The organism is Pseudalkalibacillus sp. SCS-8 (assembly GCF_040126055.1).
Classification (GTDB): Bacteria; Bacillota; Bacilli; order Bacillales; family Fictibacillaceae; genus Pseudalkalibacillus; species Pseudalkalibacillus nanhaiensis.
Genome location: NZ_CP143541.1, coordinates 1994906 through 2014481 on the forward strand (window position 1 = coordinate 1994906; position 19576 = coordinate 2014481).

At 42.0% G+C, this 19576-nt stretch carries 22 protein-coding genes and 1 other RNA gene; 2 read left to right on the forward strand and 21 right to left on the reverse strand.

Translation table 11 applies throughout. The features are described from left to right. Nucleotides 1-15: 15 nt before the first annotated feature. The 8 genes from V1497_RS10420 to V1497_RS10455 all read right to left on the reverse strand — a co-directional run bounded on the left by V1497_RS10420 (nucleotide 16) and on the right by V1497_RS10455 (nucleotide 6436). A complete protein-coding gene (locus V1497_RS10420) occupies nucleotides 16-1059 on the reverse strand; it encodes a metalloregulator ArsR/SmtB family transcription factor (protein ID WP_349407496.1) in 1044 nt (347 codons plus the stop codon). Nucleotides 1060-1192: 133 nt separating this feature from the next. Then, nucleotides 1193-1654, reverse strand: coding sequence for a GNAT family N-acetyltransferase (locus tag V1497_RS10425; RefSeq protein ID WP_349407497.1), 462 nt, complete (start codon nucleotides 1652-1654; stop codon nucleotides 1193-1195). Between the two features lie 65 nt (nucleotides 1655-1719). Beyond that, on the reverse strand, nucleotides 1720-1911 hold the full coding sequence (locus V1497_RS10430) for a DUF4177 domain-containing protein (protein ID WP_349407498.1): 192 nt from the start codon (nucleotides 1909-1911) through the stop codon (nucleotides 1720-1722). 197 nt (nucleotides 1912-2108) lie between these two features. Next, nucleotides 2109-3077, reverse strand: coding sequence for a sugar phosphate isomerase/epimerase (locus V1497_RS10435; RefSeq protein ID WP_349407499.1), 969 nt, complete (start codon nucleotides 3075-3077; stop codon nucleotides 2109-2111). Between the two features lie 6 nt (nucleotides 3078-3083). Further along, the gene (locus V1497_RS10440; protein ID WP_349407500.1) at nucleotides 3084-4256 is read right to left on the reverse strand and encodes a Gfo/Idh/MocA family oxidoreductase; all 1173 of its coding nucleotides are present in this window, start codon (nucleotides 4254-4256) and stop codon (nucleotides 3084-3086) included. Nucleotides 4257-4277: 21 nt separating this feature from the next. Continuing rightward, complete coding sequence (locus V1497_RS10445; RefSeq protein ID WP_349407501.1) at nucleotides 4278-5339, reverse strand: Gfo/Idh/MocA family oxidoreductase; 1062 nt, start codon at nucleotides 5337-5339, stop codon at nucleotides 4278-4280. A gap of 221 nt (nucleotides 5340-5560) precedes the next feature. Further along, nucleotides 5561-5839, reverse strand: coding sequence for a hypothetical protein (locus tag V1497_RS10450; protein ID WP_349407502.1), 279 nt, complete (start codon nucleotides 5837-5839; stop codon nucleotides 5561-5563). A gap of 111 nt (nucleotides 5840-5950) precedes the next feature. Continuing rightward, nucleotides 5951-6436, reverse strand: a complete 486-nt coding sequence (locus V1497_RS10455; protein ID WP_349407503.1) for an SRPBCC domain-containing protein — start codon at nucleotides 6434-6436, stop codon at nucleotides 5951-5953. 217 nt (nucleotides 6437-6653) lie between these two features. Here V1497_RS10455 and V1497_RS10460 point away from each other — a divergent pair, with 217 nt between their 5' ends. After that, on the forward strand, nucleotides 6654-6845 hold the full coding sequence (locus V1497_RS10460) for a hypothetical protein (protein ID WP_349407504.1): 192 nt from the start codon (nucleotides 6654-6656) through the stop codon (nucleotides 6843-6845). Between the two features lie 37 nt (nucleotides 6846-6882). On the opposite strand, the gene V1497_RS10465 is transcribed toward V1497_RS10460, so the two are convergent. From V1497_RS10465 to V1497_RS10490, 6 genes are all read right to left on the reverse strand, one after another. Continuing rightward, the gene (locus tag V1497_RS10465) at nucleotides 6883-7518 is read right to left on the reverse strand and encodes an FMN-dependent NADH-azoreductase (RefSeq protein ID WP_349407505.1); all 636 of its coding nucleotides are present in this window, start codon (nucleotides 7516-7518) and stop codon (nucleotides 6883-6885) included. A 128-nt stretch (nucleotides 7519-7646) separates the two neighbouring features. Beyond that, complete coding sequence (locus V1497_RS10470; protein ID WP_349407506.1) at nucleotides 7647-7874, reverse strand: DUF3892 domain-containing protein; 228 nt, start codon at nucleotides 7872-7874, stop codon at nucleotides 7647-7649. Between the two features lie 94 nt (nucleotides 7875-7968). After that, nucleotides 7969-8349, reverse strand: a complete 381-nt coding sequence (locus V1497_RS10475) for a VOC family protein (protein WP_349407507.1) — start codon at nucleotides 8347-8349, stop codon at nucleotides 7969-7971. Nucleotides 8350-8589: 240 nt separating this feature from the next. After that, nucleotides 8590-11025, reverse strand: coding sequence for a DNA topoisomerase IV subunit A (gene parC / locus V1497_RS10480; protein WP_349407508.1), 2436 nt, complete (start codon nucleotides 11023-11025; stop codon nucleotides 8590-8592). A gap of 4 nt (nucleotides 11026-11029) precedes the next feature. Next, entirely contained in the window at nucleotides 11030-13003 is a 1974-nt protein-coding gene (gene parE / locus V1497_RS10485; protein WP_349407509.1) for a DNA topoisomerase IV subunit B, read from the reverse strand. A gap of 261 nt (nucleotides 13004-13264) precedes the next feature. Further along, a complete protein-coding gene (locus tag V1497_RS10490) occupies nucleotides 13265-13675 on the reverse strand; it encodes a CoA-binding protein (RefSeq protein WP_349407510.1) in 411 nt (136 codons plus the stop codon). A 169-nt stretch (nucleotides 13676-13844) separates the two neighbouring features. Between V1497_RS10490 and V1497_RS10495 the strand changes: the two genes are divergently transcribed. Beyond that, nucleotides 13845-13970 (forward strand): hypothetical protein, encoded by a 126-nt coding sequence (locus V1497_RS10495; protein ID WP_349407511.1) that lies wholly within the window; start codon nucleotides 13845-13847, stop codon nucleotides 13968-13970. 33 nt (nucleotides 13971-14003) lie between these two features. On the opposite strand, the gene V1497_RS10500 is transcribed toward V1497_RS10495, so the two are convergent. The 7 genes from V1497_RS10500 to V1497_RS10530 form a co-directional block, all read right to left on the reverse strand. After that, a complete protein-coding gene (locus V1497_RS10500; RefSeq protein ID WP_349410794.1) occupies nucleotides 14004-15503 on the reverse strand; it encodes a carboxypeptidase M32 in 1500 nt (499 codons plus the stop codon). A 179-nt stretch (nucleotides 15504-15682) separates the two neighbouring features. Beyond that, the gene (locus V1497_RS10505) at nucleotides 15683-15874 is read right to left on the reverse strand and encodes a hypothetical protein (protein ID WP_349407512.1); all 192 of its coding nucleotides are present in this window, start codon (nucleotides 15872-15874) and stop codon (nucleotides 15683-15685) included. A 47-nt stretch (nucleotides 15875-15921) separates the two neighbouring features. Next, entirely contained in the window at nucleotides 15922-17073 is a 1152-nt protein-coding gene (locus tag V1497_RS10510) for a class I SAM-dependent RNA methyltransferase (RefSeq protein WP_349407513.1), read from the reverse strand. A gap of 201 nt (nucleotides 17074-17274) precedes the next feature. Further along, nucleotides 17275-17671, reverse strand: an RNA gene (gene rnpB, locus V1497_RS10515) — RNase P RNA component class B. Nucleotides 17672-17739: 68 nt separating this feature from the next. Then, the gene (gene gpsB, locus V1497_RS10520) at nucleotides 17740-18045 is read right to left on the reverse strand and encodes a cell division regulator GpsB (RefSeq protein ID WP_349407514.1); all 306 of its coding nucleotides are present in this window, start codon (nucleotides 18043-18045) and stop codon (nucleotides 17740-17742) included. Between the two features lie 98 nt (nucleotides 18046-18143). Further along, nucleotides 18144-18713 carry a DUF1273 domain-containing protein gene (locus V1497_RS10525; RefSeq protein WP_349407515.1) on the reverse strand — a complete coding sequence of 190 codons (570 nt, stop codon included), beginning with the start codon at nucleotides 18711-18713 and terminating at the stop codon, nucleotides 18144-18146. A 243-nt stretch (nucleotides 18714-18956) separates the two neighbouring features. Then, entirely contained in the window at nucleotides 18957-19259 is a 303-nt protein-coding gene (locus V1497_RS10530) for a CotD family spore coat protein (RefSeq protein ID WP_349407516.1), read from the reverse strand. Between the last annotated feature and the right edge of the window lie 317 nt (nucleotides 19260-19576).

Consider the following 19576-nt stretch of genomic DNA (forward strand, 5'->3'; position numbering starts at 1 on the left):
CAACTCCCCTCTTCCCTAACCATCGATATAAGCCTTCAAGTCATGCAAAATCGTTTCCAGAACATTCGTTCGCAACCCGTATATTCCGCTCTTCGCTTGAACAATTTGAGCCGCTCTTAATAACTTCAAATGGTGATGTACAGTCGTTTTTCCCATTTCCAACCGCTCCGTCAGTTCCTGTAATGATTGATCACGTTCCGACAACAATTTAACGATCCGTAGTCTGGCTTCATCACCTAACGCTTTGTGACGCTGTATTAAAGAAGGACTTGGTTTGTATGGGTCTCCTTGCTCCAAACTTTCATCGGCAACTGGATAGTAGAAGACCTTCGTTCCCTCTAAATCCGCTTCCATGTTCCATGGCCGGTAAATCGTATGTGGGATAAGTAATACTCGATGAACACCTGGCTCAGGTAAATACTCAATCCCACCCGTCGCCCATTCCACCAGCTTTTCAGAAGCCAATATCTCTACCATTTCCCACTTAGCAGCAGCATCTTTCTCTAAGATGGGGACCACTTCATCCGCTTCCTTCAAGATGATGTCCTCATACCAGCCCTGCATTACAGTGGTTAAATGATCTTTTAGCTCTATCGGGTCAACCGAGGTAATGTATTCAATATAACGAGGAATGAAAAGGTGCCCTTCTGAAGCTTGTTTTAAGACATCTATCGCAGTTTGATCCCCTCGTGCAGCCCTTTCACGTTCCCTCTCGTATTCCTCACCTAAGAAAGGAATAGCTATTTCTTTTAACTGTTGCTCAGGCAATTCATGTATGTACCAGATAAATTCTTCAATCGTGCTGAAGTCGTCTTCATGCAAAAGCTGTAACAACGTCTTCCATGTATTGTTTTCCTCCACATCCTTCAGAGCCTTTGCTGCTCCAGGTGATAACCGCTCCCTCATCTTCTGCCAATCCTCAGCCGTTTTCTCAAGCGTATGATGCAAAGGTCTATTTGTTACCGCTGCAATCCCTAATGCACACTCCCACAATAAAGAATGTTTAATTTCCACTTGATACGTTTTACGCTTTCTGCTGGTAGCTTGTAATCGTTCCATAATAGCCTCCATTTCTAAAAACTGGTTATTATTATTCTATATTTGTTGTATAAATAATTCAATATTTATTGAATCTATTGTTTCAAAAAAGCTCAGAGGTAATGGTCTCTGAGCTTTGGTTGCTAGTATAATTTTAAGTTATAAAATGTTCCATCGGTTCTGTACAATGTACATAACCGTTTTTCTTATAATAGTTGATGCTTTCCTCGCTCGGCCATACGATGATGAATTCATACCGATTTTCCTTGGCCCATTCATTTATAGTGGAAAGAAGTTTGCTTCCGATCCTTTTATTTCTAAAATCTTTAACCGTATATACATTCGTCATAAAAGCAAATGGGTAAGTTTGTCTACCTGGACGCGGAACTTTGTGGATCAATTCTATGTAAATATGGGATACAACTCTTTCATTTACCTCTGCAACCCAAATAAACCATTGATTACCTTTAATCGCATCTTCTAAAAAAGCTTTACATTCCAATTCAAAATCATCATAAGATGCCGTCTTTTTACTTTCATCATATTCAATGGTAAAATCCCACCTCATTCTTACGAGTTGTGAAATGTCTTTATTTTCGGCAAGTCTTATATTCATTTTCAGTTCCTCTCCTTACATACTCTGTCGTTAGATTTTAAGAAATTAGAGGTTATCCTATTTGGTTATTCTTCTGTCTGACGCTTAAAAATCAGTTCGAAATAATCAGGTGTTCCATAGTTTTTAATCCCTGGAGCAAATATTTGAACTAATTCCCAGCCTTGTTTTTCATGTTCATGAACAATTTCACGATAATCTTCCTGAGGCTTAAGCTTGAAAGATGATAATTTAACCTTAACAAATTTATGTTCCCACACTTTAATTTCCCCCTTTTTCAATTCCTTTATTTTACATACGAATAATGTTCAGGGAAGTTTCATCTTATATGTCGGCTTTAATGATCATTATTAAAGGGGGATAAAAAATCGAGTATAAAACCATTTCGATTTCATACTCGATTTACTGAATTGATTGTTTCTCTATTCTCTTCTAGTAGAATCAGCTGTCTAACGAGTTAGGCCCAATACATTTGAGATGGCTTTTCCGAAATCAGAACAGATTTCAGGTTGGTAACGGCTCGGTTAAAGCCTTCATCCACTGACATGATTGGATCTTCATGTTCAATGCTGATAACATGATCATAGCCGTAGATCCGAAGTGTACTGATGATATTGGACCATTCCTCTAGACTGTGACCACATCCAACAGAGCGGAAGGTCCATGCCCTCGTTTTCACTTCATGATAAGGCTGCATATCTGTCAATCCGTACATATTCACATTGTCTTGATCGATGTACGTGTCCTTCGCATGGAAGTGATGGATCGCATTCGCTTCACCAAGGATTTTTATCGCAGCAACAGGATCAATGCCTTGCCACCAAAGGTGACTCGGATCAAGATTAGCTCCAATCGCATCACAGGTCGCCTCTCGAAGCTTCAGCATTGTATAAGGTGTATGGACCATGAATCCGCCGTGCAATTCTAGGCCGATTTTCACTCCGTATGCTTCCGCATACTCGCCGATCTCTTTCCAATATGGAATCAGTTTGTTTTCCCATTGCCATTCGTAAATGTCACGAAACTCACCTGGCCAAGGAGTTACAGGCCAGTTCGGATAAGTAGCCCCTTCGTGATCGCCCGCAGTTCCAGAAAAGCAGTTCACGACAGGAACATCCATCATGGAAGCCAGCTTGATCGAGCGGCGCAACGCTTCGTCAGAGGCTTGCGCGAAATTCTTATCTGGAGAGAGCGGATTCCCGTGACAGCTGAATGCACTAATCGTCAAACCACGGTCATGGACCTTTTGTAAATATTGTGACCGAGCATTCGCATCCTCCAACAGTTCTTCGGGATTACTGTGCGCTGTACCAGGAAAACATCCTGTTCCAATTTCTACGGCTTGTAACCCGCTCTCTTTCACATGATCCAGCATCTCTTCAAATGATTTATCTCCGAATAATACGGTAAAAACTCCAAGCTTCATATACCATCACCTCATATTTGAAATTTGAACCCATTGCTTGCGTTCATGACTTTCAAGGATTGCTTCAATCAGTGTCATGATTCGATGACCATCTTCCAAAGTGGCAAATGAGGAAGTGTTCCCATAAGTATCATCCTGAATACGATCTCGCTTTTCAATTTCCCCGTAAAAATCAACCATCAAGTTCTTCAATCCGTCTGGCCAGCCTTCCTGATGACCACCTGGGTAATGGGCATATTTTGCTGCTTCAGACGTTAACAGCCCTGGATCCTTCACCAATTCTCGGTTTGCTTCATTACGACGCCCGATCCATAACCTGTTCGGTTGTTCTTGGTCCCAGGAGAACGTCTCATGCGCTGTTGTGATATCAAAATAAAATTTGTTCTTACGGCCTGGACTGACTTGAGAAACCGTGAACACACCATGAACCCCGTCCTCAAAGTGAACGAGTACACTTCCGTAATCTTCTGTCTGTATTGCGACGTCCTCTGTATCCTCCGCTTGGACGGAAGAAAATGTCGTCACATCAGATGTTGGTTTCTTCCGCGTTTCGTGCACGGTCTTCAGATCTGCGAAGACTTCAACAATTCGTTTACCGAGGATGTATTGGACCGTATCACACCAATGAGAACCGATATCCGCGATTGCACGGGAAGGACCATTTTTCTCCTCATCCATTCGCCAGCTATAATCGGTATCATATAAACACCAATCCTGCACATAGCCACCGTACACAAGATTCACTCTTCCTGGATTACCACTAAGGATTTGTTCCTTCATTTCTCTGACCATCGGATAGTGACGGTAGTTGAAGCATACGGCACTCACACGATTCGTCTCAGATGCGATCGCGTTTAGCTCAGCGGATTCTTTACTGTTCAAGGCTAGAGGCTTTTCCGACAATAAGTGCTTGCCCGCTTGCAGGACTTCTTTGTTGAAAGGAAAGTGAAGATGATTGGATGAACAATTGTGTATAACGTCTATATCTGGGTCCTGAATCATTTCATCGACTTGATCGAATGCTTTTTCAATATGATACTGGCGCGCAACTCGTTCCGCTTTCTCACGTTTACTCGAAGCAATCGCTACGACTTCAACATTCGGTAACCTTTTCAATGCTTCTAAATGAGACATTGCTGAAAAGCCTGTCCCGATAATTCCTGCTTTCAAACGTTTCATACCATTCCTCCTTGCTTTGACTTAAACCTGGATCGCTCGTTGCAGCTTGATCGCTTCGCCTTTTTCTGCTGATTCGTACAACCCATTGATGATTTGTTGCAGGTAGACACCTTCTACACCGTTGCTTATTGTCGGACCACCCGTTAGGCATGCTTCAACAAACCGTTCGATTTCGAGTTCATGATTGCCTTTATGAGGCAGATGAGAAGGAGTCGTATTAACTAAGAGGTCATGCTTTTCTTGATAAATCTTTAGCGGGAAGACATCTGCACCACCTTTATCCCCCATCAAGCTTACATTCATATCATCATGCTTCTCGACATTCGCTGCAAAAGCTGTGTCCAGTAAAATGGAAGCACCGTTTTTGAATGTAATCATTCCACGTGCCATATCCTCAATCGAGAAGTTTTCCCAATCCCATTCACCCATGAGACCGACACCTTTTCGTTTTCCTAGCTTCTGGTAGGTGACGCCAAACACCGTGTCCGGTTCTGGATAGTCCATCAGGTATAAGGCTGTATCCAGCATATGGACACCGATATCAATCAGCGGTCCGCCACCCTGGAGCTCTTTATTCGTAAATACGCCCCAGCCTGGAATTCCGCGACGACGCATGGCTGTAACGCGAGCGGCATATATTTCTCCGAGTTCACCCTGTTCAGTGAAACGTTTCAACGCTTCAACCTCGGGAGCATGGCGGAAGTGGAATCCATATGTCAGGATTTTTCCGACTTTCTCAGCGGTTTCTGCCATCTCTGTAGCCTCCTCAACAGTCATTGCTGGAGGCTTTTCACATAGGACATGGCAGCCAGCATTTAATGCAGCAATGGTTGCAGGATAGTGGAACTTATTCGGTGTACAAATGCTCACCGCGTCAATTTCGACGGATTTGAACATTTCTTCGTATGAGGAAAAAGCATAAGGAATGTTCACTTTCTGTGCCAATGCCTTCGCCTTTTCTTCAATAACATCACATACAGCGACAAGCTCTACTTTTTCTTCGCATTTCAGGTAATTGGGGATATGGACACCCTCTGCAATAGCTCCCGCTCCAATGATCGCTACTCTTACTTTCTTTTTCATTCGTTCTCCTCCATTTCGGGTGAAATTATCGAACTGTTCATCTCAATGACCTGCTGTGTATTTGCATTATGTAAGTGGTTGAAACGTTTCGTTTTTATCGTGTGAATTAATTTAGCGAATCGACTTTTCCTCCTTTTAACTTAATGACGTATGAGGTTAGATTATTTTAAGAATAGAAAATTGTCAAGATTTAGAATATTTAAATTGTGGTTGTAATCCAATCACAACCACTTTCTTAAGCGTTTAATATAACGTTTTGAGCGGAAGAGAAGTTCTGTTTTTATATACTTGGGGGCATCAATTGCATTAATGGACTTCACGGAGGGAAAGACGCCATCATCGTTGAATATGACATCAAATACAGCATGACAAATGATCTGACCCGTATCTTTATCAATAACTTCTGCATCCACAGAAGCGACTCGATTGATCAACTGTTTATCTGACGATTGTCCATCAACCGTTTGTACCTCCAGAACTTTAAACAGGAATTGCGGCAATGGAACCCCTCCTTCGCGGTTTAACTGTATCCTAGCATGGAAGGACCGATGTGAATGAGTAATATGCTCAAACCAAAAACGAAGGCAGCCTTTTTTAGACCGCCCTCATCTTTATTTCCATTTGATGTTGTCAACCGAGTCATCATCGTACGGAGAACCTTCACCTGTTTCCACGTAAGATTTGAGACTGTGTATATAATGACCCCATCCTCGTTCACATGCATCGTAGCATTCCAGCTGTGGAGTTAAACCCTCGTGGACGAATACCAATTTACTTTGGTTGTCACCTGCTGGTTCGATTTGAAAACGGATGGTCGTCCCAGTCCAGTCCTCAAGATCTTCAAATCCACTTGATTCGGGATGCTTGGATTCAACGACCTTCCAAATCACTTGTTCATTTAGGGTTAACTCTTCCGTTCGAGTTATCACGTAAAAACCTGCCGCAGGAAATCGGAAAGTTGATTTAGTGCCTTCTTGTTCACCGATATCTGCAAACCTGGTCCACCAGCCCCTTACTCCATCTTCAGTGTAAATGGCTTTGTATAGTGCATCTCTAGGTGCCTCAACGGTTAATTCAGTACGAAAATCATTTGGCATAATTCGAATCCTCCTTAGATGAATGTGTCTGTTTAATATGTGACTTAAAGGTAACATATTAATTCTTTATGGGCAATACTTATTCATAAGCAATTTTTTCCTATTAAATCATTGAGGAATCGTTTTGTATAAAAATTGAAAATGCACATAATTTATGAAGGTATCCTTCCATTAGTGGCGAATAAAATTTGGACATCTAAATAACGCAGGAGGTACCATGATGTTTGATCACAAGCAGGAAATCCCATTAACACATCTTCCAATAGAGACAGAGTCGAAGAATGCAAACCCATTGAATGATTCCGTTATGGACTATCAGAATGGAGCTGTACACTCCGATTCGTATGGCTATGATTATTCTTTAGCCATCCCATTGGACCAAGTCCCTTATCGACCGCATAATGAATAGAAAAAGGCTGACCATTTAAGGTCAGCTTTTTATTAGATTAGAATGTTTGAGCGATTGTTTTTGCCTTATCCATAGCCTCAGCTTTAATCTCATCCGTCTTATCCGGCATCATTGCATGCCCTTCAATAATGATTGAGTTATAATCATCTACTCCTAGGAATCCCATCACCGCTTTAATGTATCTGTCGCCCATTTCAAGCTCAGCTGCTGGACCTTCAGAATAAATGCCGCCACGAGCCTGAATGTGGAGCGCTTTTTTGTTTTCGAGCAATCCGACTGGACCATTTTCCGTATATTTGAAGGTTGATCCTGCAATCGAAATGGTATCGATATAAGCTTTCATTTTCGGTGGTACACCAAAGTTCCAAAGTGGTGTTACAAACACATACTTATCTGCCTTCTTGAATTGCTCTGTAAGTACATTGATTCTTCTTACCTTATCCTGTTCGTCCAGACTTAGTTCTTCATATGCTTGACCTTGCTGTAGCTTTCCCCAGCCATTGAACACGTCTGTATCAATATAAGGGATGTCATAATCATATAGATTGAGACGAATCACTTCATCATTCGGATTTGCTTCTCGATATGTTTGGATGAATTCTTCTCCAACTGCTAAACTGAGGGATTCCTCTACCGATTTAGGATTTGCTGTAATATATAAGACTTCTGCCATGAAAAAATGCCTCCAATTTGTTATTTTGTTACTTTTTTATAGTAACTATTGTTACGAATGTATATTATCATGATTTCATTAGGATTGAAATTGATATGCTCATAGCAAAAGGCTGGATCTCCCAGCCCTTAAAAAATCGGCAATCCATCCAAATTGTTGTCCTTTCGATTGTCAGGATTGGACCTGATGTAGGTCTCCCCGTCCTTTTCACGAATAACACTGACCCCTTCAATTCTTTCTTCGTCAACTTCTTGAATGGCCTCAGGATAAGATAATTCTCTACCCGAGCTTGTTTTGAACATTTGTATATTTCCGTTCTCATCTTTCCTCACTGCAGCAAACCGTTCTTTATCCATAGAATCACCCTCCATGACCTTAGTTTTATCGAGATTCCAGTTAATATTCAAAAAAAAAAGAAGGGACCTAATTGAAGGTCCCTCGATTGGCGTATTATTCCTGGTTTGAAATCAATGCAAGAACAGCACCTTCCGGATCTTGAATCACACAGAAGCGGTTCGGACCCATTGTCCTTGGTCCGTCCAGCACCCTTCCGCCTAGTTCCTCGCACTTTGTTACACTCTGATCGATATTTTCCACATTTACGTACATCAACCACTGTGGTGGCAGATTCGCATTTGATCCTCTTGCATGGCAAATACCTGCAATCGTCTCTTCACTGTCTTTAGAAGGCTTTATTTCGAAATCATCATAATCACCCATAGGATGATTTTTTGACGTCCAACCGACAACCTCCGAATAAAAATCCTTGATTTTCTCAGCATCTTTTACGGTCAAATCCTGCCAAACAATCTTTCCAAATTCAGCGTCCATAGGGACCTCCTACCATTTTATAATGAGCTTATAATCATTACACAAATTTTCTATCGTTTCCTTCTGTTTTTAATCCCCGAGGAGACAGCGATAAGAAAAATCAGAAAGAAGAATACACCTACTCCGGTCAATATCGAAAATAAGTCCATATGGCTCCCTCCTTATTTACGGTTTATCTATATTCTACCAGTTTTGAACATAAAGAAGGCTACCAAATTAGTTGGCAGCCTTTCTTTGAGGTTAACTTTCTTCTTCTTTTTCCATTTTCCACACTTCTGTGACGGGCCCTTCAGTCGTTACATCAATCATAAATGAACCATTGTTGTATCGGTCTGCAGGTCGTAATAGAGCAGGATCGACTGTTTCTTCTTTTCCTTTATCCGATTTCATCGTTACAAGATCATTATCATCGACAGGCAGGACTTTAACGACTCGATGCGGATTATTCTTCAATTCTCTAAGCATCACGACCCCTCGTTTTGCCCGTGTTGTCTTTTCAAATTCATTTTTCAAGCGCATTTTCTTCACGGCGCCACGATTCGTGACCAATATCATATGGGCTTCTGTATGCTTTTCTTTGACAAAGCCACTGACAACATAGTCTCCATCTTTCAAGTTGATGGCTTTTACCCCTGCAGCTCGCTGGCCGACAATGCTGATTTCCTCTTCATCATACCAGAGACCATAGCCATTCCTTGTGGTAAGGAAAACTTCTTTCTTACCGTCTGTAATATATACATCAACAAGTTCATCTTCAGCTTTCAACTTAAGGGCGACGAGCGGTTTAGAATACCGTTGTGCTTTATAGTTCGAAAGCTCCGTTCGCTTTACCATTCCATTCTTGGTGAAGAATAACAAATATTCGTCTGATTTGAATTCCTCGATGATCATCGCATCCACAATGAATTCATCCCTGTCGATGGAAACGATGTTCGTCACATGCTGACCAGCATCCTTCCATCTGATATCAGGAAGCTCATGGACAGGGATGTACAAATAATTCCCTTTATTCGTGAAAATCAATAACGTATTGGTTGTGTTTGCATGGAATGCCTCTAAAACCCTGTCTGTCTCCTTCATCCCAGGTGGCTCTCCATTTGAAGCGGAATACGAACGAGGACTTGTCCGCTTCACATAACCCTCTTTTGTTACGGATACGACGACATCCTCAGAAGGAATCATGACTTCAAGGTTGATCTTGATTTCGGATATCTCTGCTTCAATCACAGAACGCCGTTCGTCAGCATATTTCTTCTTTACTCTTGCTAGTTCCTTTTTGATGACTGTAAGGAGTTTTCGCTCACTGTTCAAGATCGCAAGGAGCTCTTGAATTCGTTTCTGAAGTTCTTCCGCTTCCTCTTCCAACGTCTTGATATCCGTATTCGTCAGACGATAAAGCTGCAAGGTGACGATTGCTTCAGCTTGAGGTTCTGTGAACTCAAACTGACTGATAAGGTTGTTTTTCGCATCTTTCTTGTCTTTTGATGCACGGATCGTTGCAATAACTTCGTCCAAGATCGATATCGCCTTAATCAAGCCTTCAACAACGTGCTGCCGATCCTGTGCTTTCTTCAGCTCATAGTTCGAGCGGTTCGTGACAACCTCTCTTTGATGCTGGATATATGCATCCATCAGTTGTTTCAAGCCCATCAATTGCGGCGTGCGATTATGGATTGCAACCATATTAAAGTTATAGGAAATCTGTAAGTCTGTATTTTTGAACAAGAAATTAAGAACACCTTGTGCATCTGCGTCCTTTTTCAACTCAACGACAATTCGGAGACCGGTACGGTCCGTTTCGTCACGAACTTCTGAGATACCATCGACTTTTTTATCAATGCGAAGCTCGTCCATCCGCTTTACGAGATTCGCTTTGTTCACTTCATATGGAATTTCAGTAATGACAATCTGTTGGCGTCCACCACGAAGCTCTTGTATCTCTGTTTTCGCCCGGACGACAATCTTACCTTTCCCGGTCTTATAAGCCTGCTTGATCCCATCTAGTCCTTGAATGATACCACCTGTCGGGAAGTCCGGTCCTTTGATGACCGTCATCAGCTCCTCGATGGAGCATTCAGGGTTATCAATTTGCATCGTAACCGCATCAATGACTTCACCCAAATGATGAGGTGGTATTTCCGTCGCATAACCAGAAGAGATGCCCGTCGAACCATTTACCAACAAGCTAGGAAACAAAGCGGGCAGGACAACAGGCTCTTCCTGGGTATCATCAAAGTTCGGTGTGAAATCAACCGTATTTTTCTCGATATCCTTTAGCAATTCAGAAGCAATCGGAGAAAGTCTCGCTTCAGTATAACGCATTGCTGCTGGAGGATCTCCATCAATGCTTCCGTTGTTTCCGTGCATTTCAACGAGGACATTCCGCACTTTCCATTCTTGACTTAGACGGACCATTGCATCATAAACCGAGGTATCACCATGTGGGTGATAGTTACCAATAACATTACCAACCGTCTTTGCTGATTTACGGTATGGTTTATCAGCTACATTTCCATCCTGATACATCGCATAAAGAATACGTCGCTGTACAGGCTTCAATCCATCACGCGCATCTGGAAGGGCACGTTCTTGAATGATGTATTTACTGTATCGACCAAATCGGTCGCCAATGATATCTTCTAAAGGTAAATCTAGATATTTTTCTGCGTTCGCCAAAACTTTACTCCCCCTCAACTACAGCCAAGTTCTCGTTTTCTAAGATGTTCGTTTCTTCATCCAGTCCGAAAGCGACATTCGATTCAATCCATTTACGTCGAGGTTCAACTTTGTCACCCATCAGTACCGATACTCGACGTTCTGCTCTTGCAATGTCTTCGATCTTAACACGAATGAGTGTACGAGTTTCCGGGTTCATTGTGGTTTCCCATAACTGATCGGCATTCATCTCACCAAGACCTTTGTAACGTTGAATCGTATATCCTTTACCGACTTTTTTGATGGCTTTTTTGAGGCCGTCTTCATCCCATGCATATTCAACGATTTCTTTCTTGCCTTTTCCTTTGCTGATCTTATAAAGCGGAGGAAGGGCGATGTACACTTTACCCGCTTCAATCATCGGTTTCATGTAACGATAGAAGAAGGTAAGCAACAATACTTGGATATGCGAGCCGTCTGTATCGGCATCTGTCATGATGACGACTTTATCATAATTGGAGTCTTTAATCGTGAAATCCGCGCCCACACCTGCTCCTATGGCATGTATGATCGTGTTGATTTCCTCATTCTTGAAAATGTCTGCAAGTTTGGCTTTTTCAGTATTGATTACCTTTCCTCGAAGGGGAAGGATCGCTTGGAATCGTCGATCACGCCCCTGTTTAGCGGAGCCACCTGCCGAATCACCCTCAACGAGATATAGTTCGTTCTTATTCGCATTCCTCGAAGAAGCCGGGGTCAGCTTTCCGCTCAACATCGATTCCTTTCGGTTCTTTTTCTTTCCGTTTCGTGCATCCTCACGCGCTTTCCTCGCAGCTTCCCGTGCTTGTGATGCTTTTACCGCTTTACGGACGAGCATTTCACTCACTTTCGGATTTTCTTCCAGGAAGTAGTTAAGCTGCTCCGATACCACTGCATCGACAGAAGATCGGGCATCACTCGTACCCAGCTTGCTCTTCGTTTGTCCTTCGAATTGGAGTTTCTCTTCTGGTATCCTTACCGAAACAATCGCCGTAAGACCTTCTCGAATGTCGGATCCATCCAGATTTTTATCTTTTTCTTTCAAGAGTCCTGTCTTACGTGCATATTCATTGAATACACGTGTCATTGCCGTTTTGGAACCTGATTCATGGGTGCCTCCATCCCTTGTTCGGACGTTATTGACAAAGGACAGCATATTCTCTGAATAGCCATCGTTGAATTGGAAGGCAAATTCAACTTCAATTGCATTTTGATAACCCTGGAAAGACACGACAGGGTGTAACGTATCCTTTTCCTCATTCAAGTAATGGACGAACGCTTCAACCCCTGTTTCATATTGGAATATGGTCTTCTCGTTATCATTATCGCGTAGATCCTCAAGCTCGATTTTCATGCCTTTAAGCAGGAAAGCTGCTTCACGAAGACGTTCACTCAATGTTTCAAAGTTGAATGTCGTCGTCGAAAAAATCGTCGGATCTGGCTTGAAATGGACAATTGTGCCCGTCTTTTTTGTCGTACCCACTTTTTCTAAAGTAGAAGCGGGCTTCCCACCATTTACGAAACGCTGGTTATATATGATTCCATCTCGATGGATGGTTACTTCCAACCATTCAGAAAGGGCATTCACGACGGATGAACCGACGCCGTGAAGTCCTCCACTCGTCTTATAGCCACCTTGTCCGAATTTCCCACCGGCGTGCAAGACGGTGAAGATAACCTCAGGTGTTGGTTTCCCTGTCTTATGGATACCGGTTGGCATACCTCGCCCTTCATCCACCACACTGATGCTGTTATCTTTATGTATTTTGACAGTGATGGCATTTCCATAACCCGCTAATGCTTCATCCACTGCATTGTCTACAATTTCATATACGAGATGATGTAATCCTCGACTATCTGTACTACCGATATACATACCAGGTCGTTTGCGGACAGCCTCTAGACCCTCCAACACCTGAATGGCATCATCATTATATGATAGCTGTTCTTTTGTAGCCAAAACCCTCGTGCCCCTTTCAAAAACTCAGACAATCCATTTTTTAATTGTATATTATCAGAACATTTGTTCACATACAATGTTTACTTGTTACAATGTTCATGATTCGTGTGCATTATACTCTCTCTTTTGAACAACTCACAATGAATCATTATATCATACGCACATGTTCCACTTTCTTCATTTTATCATTCGTTTTGCCCGAATGGATTGCTTTTCATTCATAAAGACGAAAGAACCACCCTTTTCCAGGTGGTTCTTGCATCACATAGAAGCATGTTCAACTTTGATGCAACGATCCATAATGACTGTGGTATCCGTGCTAGACAGAATTTCTGCTGCTTGTTCATTCTGAATCCCTAATTGTGCCCAAAAAACATCTGGATTCACTTCTTTTGCTTCCTCAGCAACCTTAGGCAGTTCTTCACTTCGTCGGAACACATTTACAATATCGATCGGTCCTTCAACATCCTTAAGAGATGGATAGGCTTTCATTCCCATCGACTCTTCAATCGTCGGATTCACTGGGATGATCTCATAGCCATTATCCTTCATATACTTGGACACTTGATAGGAGGTCCGATTTGGTTTATCAGATAAACCTACCACAGCAATCCGTTTCTTTGTTTTCAAGATATGACGAATTGTTTCTTGTTCTGGATTTTCAAAAGCCATAATCAACACTCCCCTAAATGGTTATTGTTATCCATACCTTTTCACGAAACCGATGATTTAAAACATTTCAATGTCACGAAGAAAGAAGTAGTCTCATTTTTCTCCTAGCTACATATATTGTAATTAAGAAAATATGTTGCACAAAGGCAAAAAGGAGAGAAGCTTACTTATGTCTAATCATATTAAGAAAAAACTTTCATACTATACTTGTTTGTTGAATTGGCTATCCATCATTGATGAAAAGGAAAAAGATGAAATACTAAAGAAGATCCAGAAGAGAAATCCCCACTTGTAACCAAATAAAAGGTGGGGATTTTTCTTTATGATTTTATTTGATCTTATAGACATCCCGATACTTATCTGATAGGTAGCGGATAAGATGCTCAGCGTTCAATCCTTCTCCTGTCACATCTTTGATAATTTCAATCGGCTTTTTCATCTTTCCGTGTTGGTGGACATTTTCAGTCAACCATTGCTTGATCGGAAGCAGGTTACCGTCCTTCAATTTCTGATCAAAATCCGGTAAATCCTTCAGCATCGCATTCTTTAATTGAGCAGCATAGATATATCCGAGAGCGTAAGAAGGGAAATATCCGAAATCGCCACCTGACCAATGGATATCCTGGAGCACACCTTCAGCATCATTTTTTGGTCGTATGCCAAGGTACTCATTCATTTTTTCATTCCATACTTCAGGAAGATCCTTCACTTGAATCTGATTGCTGAACAATCCCTTTTCAATCTCGTAACGGATGATGATGTGTAGCGGATATGTCATTTCATCTGCTTCAATCCGGATCAAGGATGGTCCAGCGACATTGATTGCACGATAAAAATCATCGATTGAAACGTTGTCGAACTGTCCATTTGCATAAGATTTGAATGCATCATAATTGTTTTCCCAGAAAGCGTAATTACGTCCGACGAAATTCTCCCAGAATAGCGATTGTGACTCATGTATGCCCATGGAGGTTCCCGTACATAGTAGCGTCCCGATTAAATCATCACTTATATTTTGTTCATATAAAGCGTGACCGCCTTCATGGATGGTTCCGAATACAGCTGTCCTGAAATCCGACTCATCATATTTTGTTGTAACACGGACATCGCCAGGGTTCAGACCGATTGCAAATGGATGGCTTGTTTCGTCCAGTCGCCCGGCCTTGAAGTCATAACCCATCTGATCGAGCACATGCATACTGAATGCTTGTTGTTTACTTGCTGGGAATGATTCAAACAAAAAGGAAGTTTCAGGTTGATGCTTTGATTCTACAACTTCCTTTACGAGTGGAACGATGGCTTCACGAAGCTGATTGAATACTCGATCGATCGTATCAACAGTCACCCCAGGTTCATAAAGATCGAGAAGAGTATTATAAGGATGGCCTTCATACCCCCAATAGTTCACGAATTTCTTTTTATAATCGACCAGCTTTTCAAGGTATGGTTGAAGCATCGAGAAGTCAGAATTGGCCTTCGCTTCCTCCCATACGTTCTCAGCTTTGGATTGTGTAATGATATACTCTTTGTATTCTTCCTCAGGAATTTTCCTGTTACGCTCATATTCTTCATTTGCTTCTTCAACGGCACGTTTGGTGATCACATTTAAATTCGTGTGGACGGATTCCTCACGAAGATGATCCAAACAATCTTTCATCTCTTCTGATGTAGAAAGCTTGAATACTTCTGAAGATAGCATCCCGATGACTTCTGAACGTTGTTCGACACCTTTCTTCGGTGCTCCAGTTCGCAAATCCCAGATCATTAATCCGATTGCTTCATTGTAACTTGTAATCCGCTGTGTCAGGTCCTGAAATTTCTGTTCCATCTTATTTGCTGTCGTATTCGTCAATTCATCCAACCCCTTTTATCTTCTATCAAAATAAAATTGACCCATCCTACTAATTAGACGAAATCTTGATTTATCCTCTTTTTTTATGTACGGTACGTGAAATTTAAAGAAAAAAGGTGCCTGTATTCTCTTTTAGGAGACTCAGACACCAACGTTTATTGAAGATGATGTAATTTCGAATATCGGCTCATGTCGGGATGATGCCCTGCCTCAAATGCGATCGCCTCGTTCAATTGATGCTGGATGCTTTCGCAAGAGGTGGAATAGCACTGGTGTTTGGCATCGATCTGTTGTAGTGCTTGCATCGCTTTCGTCACACGTTCGATATCTGAATAACGTTCATACATCGATTTACCACCCTTTCTCTCTCTAGTATGGGTGGTTTCGTTACGTGTTAAACCTCAACATGCTTTCTTGTCGGTTTTTTGCCGAAGTATTGATAATAATGACACTTCAAATCGCCATTATAGAGCTTTCTTTTCTTGGATGCTTTCTTTCCGTATAAGGATTCGAAGCCTTCGTGTGAGGTAAGGATATAAAGTGACCAAGTATCCAGAGCCCCGAACACTTGTCCCAGCTCACTGTATAGCTTCTCGACATAATCCCTTTCATTCAACCGTTCTCCATAAGGCGGATTTCCAACGACATATCCATACTGTTGTTTTGTACGGAAATCCTTCATTTGCATCTGCTTGAAGGAAATATCACCTTCTAGGCCAGCTTCATTCGCATTGTTTTCTGACAGTTCGATCATCTTATGGTCGATATCTGCTCCCATGATTTCGACAGGCTTGTCAAAATCAGCCAAATCATGTGCTTCCTCCACAGCTTGATACCATAATTTCTTATCAAGCCATGTCCAATTTTCTGAAGCGAATTCCCTGTTAAGGCCTGGCGCGATATTCTTGGCAATCATTGCAGCCTCAATCGGTATCGTACCTGAACCACAAAACGGGTCGAAGAAAGGTCGATCCGGACGCCAATTCGTCAACTGAATCAACGCTGCTGCAAGCGTTTCTTTCAACGGCGCTTCATTATGCAAATAACGATATCCCCGTTTGTGGAGTCCTTCGCCACTCGTATCGATCGTCAACGTTGCGATATCTTTATGTAAAGCGACCTCTACACGGTAAAACGCACCGTTCTCAGGTAACCATCCTTTTACGCCATACGTTTCTTTCATGTTTTCAACGATTGCTTTCTTCACAATAGCTTGACAGTCTGATACACTGAACAGCTTTGATTTAACAGAACGTCCGATGACCGGGAACTCGGCATCCTCCGGCAGGAAATCCCCCCACGGAAGTGCTTTCGTCTTTTCGAAAAGCTCCTCAAAGGAAAGCGCCTTGAATGAGCCCACTTTCAATTTGATACGATCTGCTGTACGGAGCCATAGATTAAGCCTCGGAATGGCCCGTTCATCTGCTTCTACGATGATCTTCCCGTTCTCTACGCTTACTCGTTCATATCCAAGTGCCTTTACTTCATTCGCGACAATCGATTCCAAACCCATTGCTGCCGTCGCAATCAAGGTAATCGGTTTCATTAGTTATAGACTCCCATCTGTTTTGTGCTCGTTTCCATTATACCCGAATGGGTGAAAAATGCTTCAAAGAGAAGCAAGATGTGTAAAACAAGATACGCTCTCAATCCTTTCATGAAGAGATTCAACACCACTATGTAAGAAATGAGAGAGCGTATCAGACAAAATAAAAAAAGCCCTGTTAAATGGGCTTTCGGTCATCCGCTTTGTAAGCCATGTTCTGTTCCCAGTACTCATGCAAAGCAAAAGCTTCTCGTACGTGGGCGGTAATCATCTATCTCCGGATGTGATTCAACATCCGCCCTTCTCTTCGTTCAATTCCTCCGAGAAGACTCCCCTACCAAAATTTGGGTTTCTCGCTCGCGGGGTTTACCTCGTTCCACTCCTCCAGTTTCCTGAAGGACTTCGTCACTGTGGCACTTTCAAGGTATTCACACCCTATCGGATCGACGTAGGTGTTTTCCCTGCCGTTACTCCAGTCCAAAACCAGAGTACCCTAACTTATGAATTCATTAGGCACGAACACTACAGTCATCACAGACTGTGCGAGCATGGACTTTCCTCTATACTTCTCTAGGAAGTACAGCGATTACCCAAGCGATATGACCACTGAGTCAAATTCCATTATACAGAACCTTCTTCAGCTTTTCAATGTAAATAATATCCAGATCAATCGTACAGTTTACTTCCGAATACGTGTTTTTCAAGATTGGATAGCCTTTTCAGGATATCGTAATTAGTGATCCCTGCTCCGTTCCCTTGCGTTTTGGTCTGTTCTCCGGAACGTTGTACTTCCTTTCGAAGCTTAACATTCTCCTCGTTCAATCGATCGATTTCTTTATGGAATTGCTCATAGTCCTTAATGATGACATCAAGGAATTGATCGACTTCATCCTGGTCATAGCCACGGAAGCTCACCTTGAAATCCTTTTCCAAAATTTCTTTAGTAGTCAAATTGATTCTCTTATTATCCATTATTATCGCCACCCCGTCATAGCATTCTAAAATTGCATATCATCGACTGACATCCTATCCAACATTATACCAATTTTATAAAATTATTCATCTGTTGATTAGGTTGCCCAATCTGTTTCATTTGATTTCAATTCTTCAATGTAATCATTCACGTCAAGAAAAGAAATGGATAGTATAGGGTATTCGTTACCGTACTCTTGATATTTGTGCGCCGTATTCAAATAATATTCAGGCGATCCCGACTGTTCAGGATCATAGAACACAAGCATAGCATCGGTCTTTTCAATGATGAATCGGTTACACGCCTGGAATTGACCAGGGTTCTCATATGGACGTTTTGAAACGGTCTCTACAAAATCTGCCTGATTGATGATTTGATGGAAATATTCCTGTGTCGGTTCTTTCCATCTGCTTTCTTGATCCTCAAAAGGCAGCAGGACTGCTAAACGAATTACAGGATAGTGCTCTTTCAATTCTAGAACAGCATCTCCGGTCCATAACTCGACACCAGGCTGCCCGGAAATGACAACCCATTCCAGCCCCTCTTCAATCAGTTGGGTAAGACGGTTCTTCATCACACCCTTTATGTAAGGTACCGCTTCGTGCTTATTCGAAAATATGCCTAGTTCATGTGCTTTATACCCTGTTACGGCTATAACTTTAATCATGTGAAGTCTCCTCTCAGGAGGAAGATTGCCTTATCGCTGAATTACTGTAAGACAGCTCCACCTTCTGCACTTTCGGACTCTATCCTAGTGTATCATAAATTCAACTTCAAAATTTGTTGAAAACCGACGCTTTGTTAAATTCATTAACCGTTTTTCAATTTGCAGTTGATCAGCATAAAAAAAGCTGTCGAAACTTTTTCGACAGCCAAATGAACCGATTGGGAACGGTTCGTATATACTATCTTACCATCCCCAGCCTGGACCAGGGCCTTGGCCATACCCACCATAGCCACCGTGACCACCGTCATAGCCTCCGCCATGCTGGCATCCACATTTAGGTGGGACCATACAATGCTTGTGGTGGGTTTTACAACAAGACTTTGTACAATGCTTCTGCATATGCTTGTGTTCATAGATGTTATGGTGGACGTGTTCTTCAATTACCGGATGGATGTGAGGCACGACCTTATAATGACAAAAATGCTTGACACACTTTTTTGGTGGATGAACCACCGGACACATCATCTGAGGTTTTTTATAATGCATCTCAAAGATTCTCCTTTTAGTAGTATTTCTTACGTTTGTATTACTGTATGAGAATTCGATGAGACTTGTCTGAGACAATCGCCTTCTTTCACAGATATCTCCTGAAAATGGTCAAGCACCTAAGGGCTTTGTCCCTGTTGGTTCCATACGTTCATTTCGTTCTAAACCTACCTAGATCCTTTTACATATAGTCCTTTTTAGGCAGTTTTCGACAATCATTGAGTGTTCCGAATCCCTTTTACGTTAAAAACAACACAAAAAAGCCCGGTATAGCACGAAAAGAATCACTTTTTGCGCTTACCCGGGGAATATTGAAT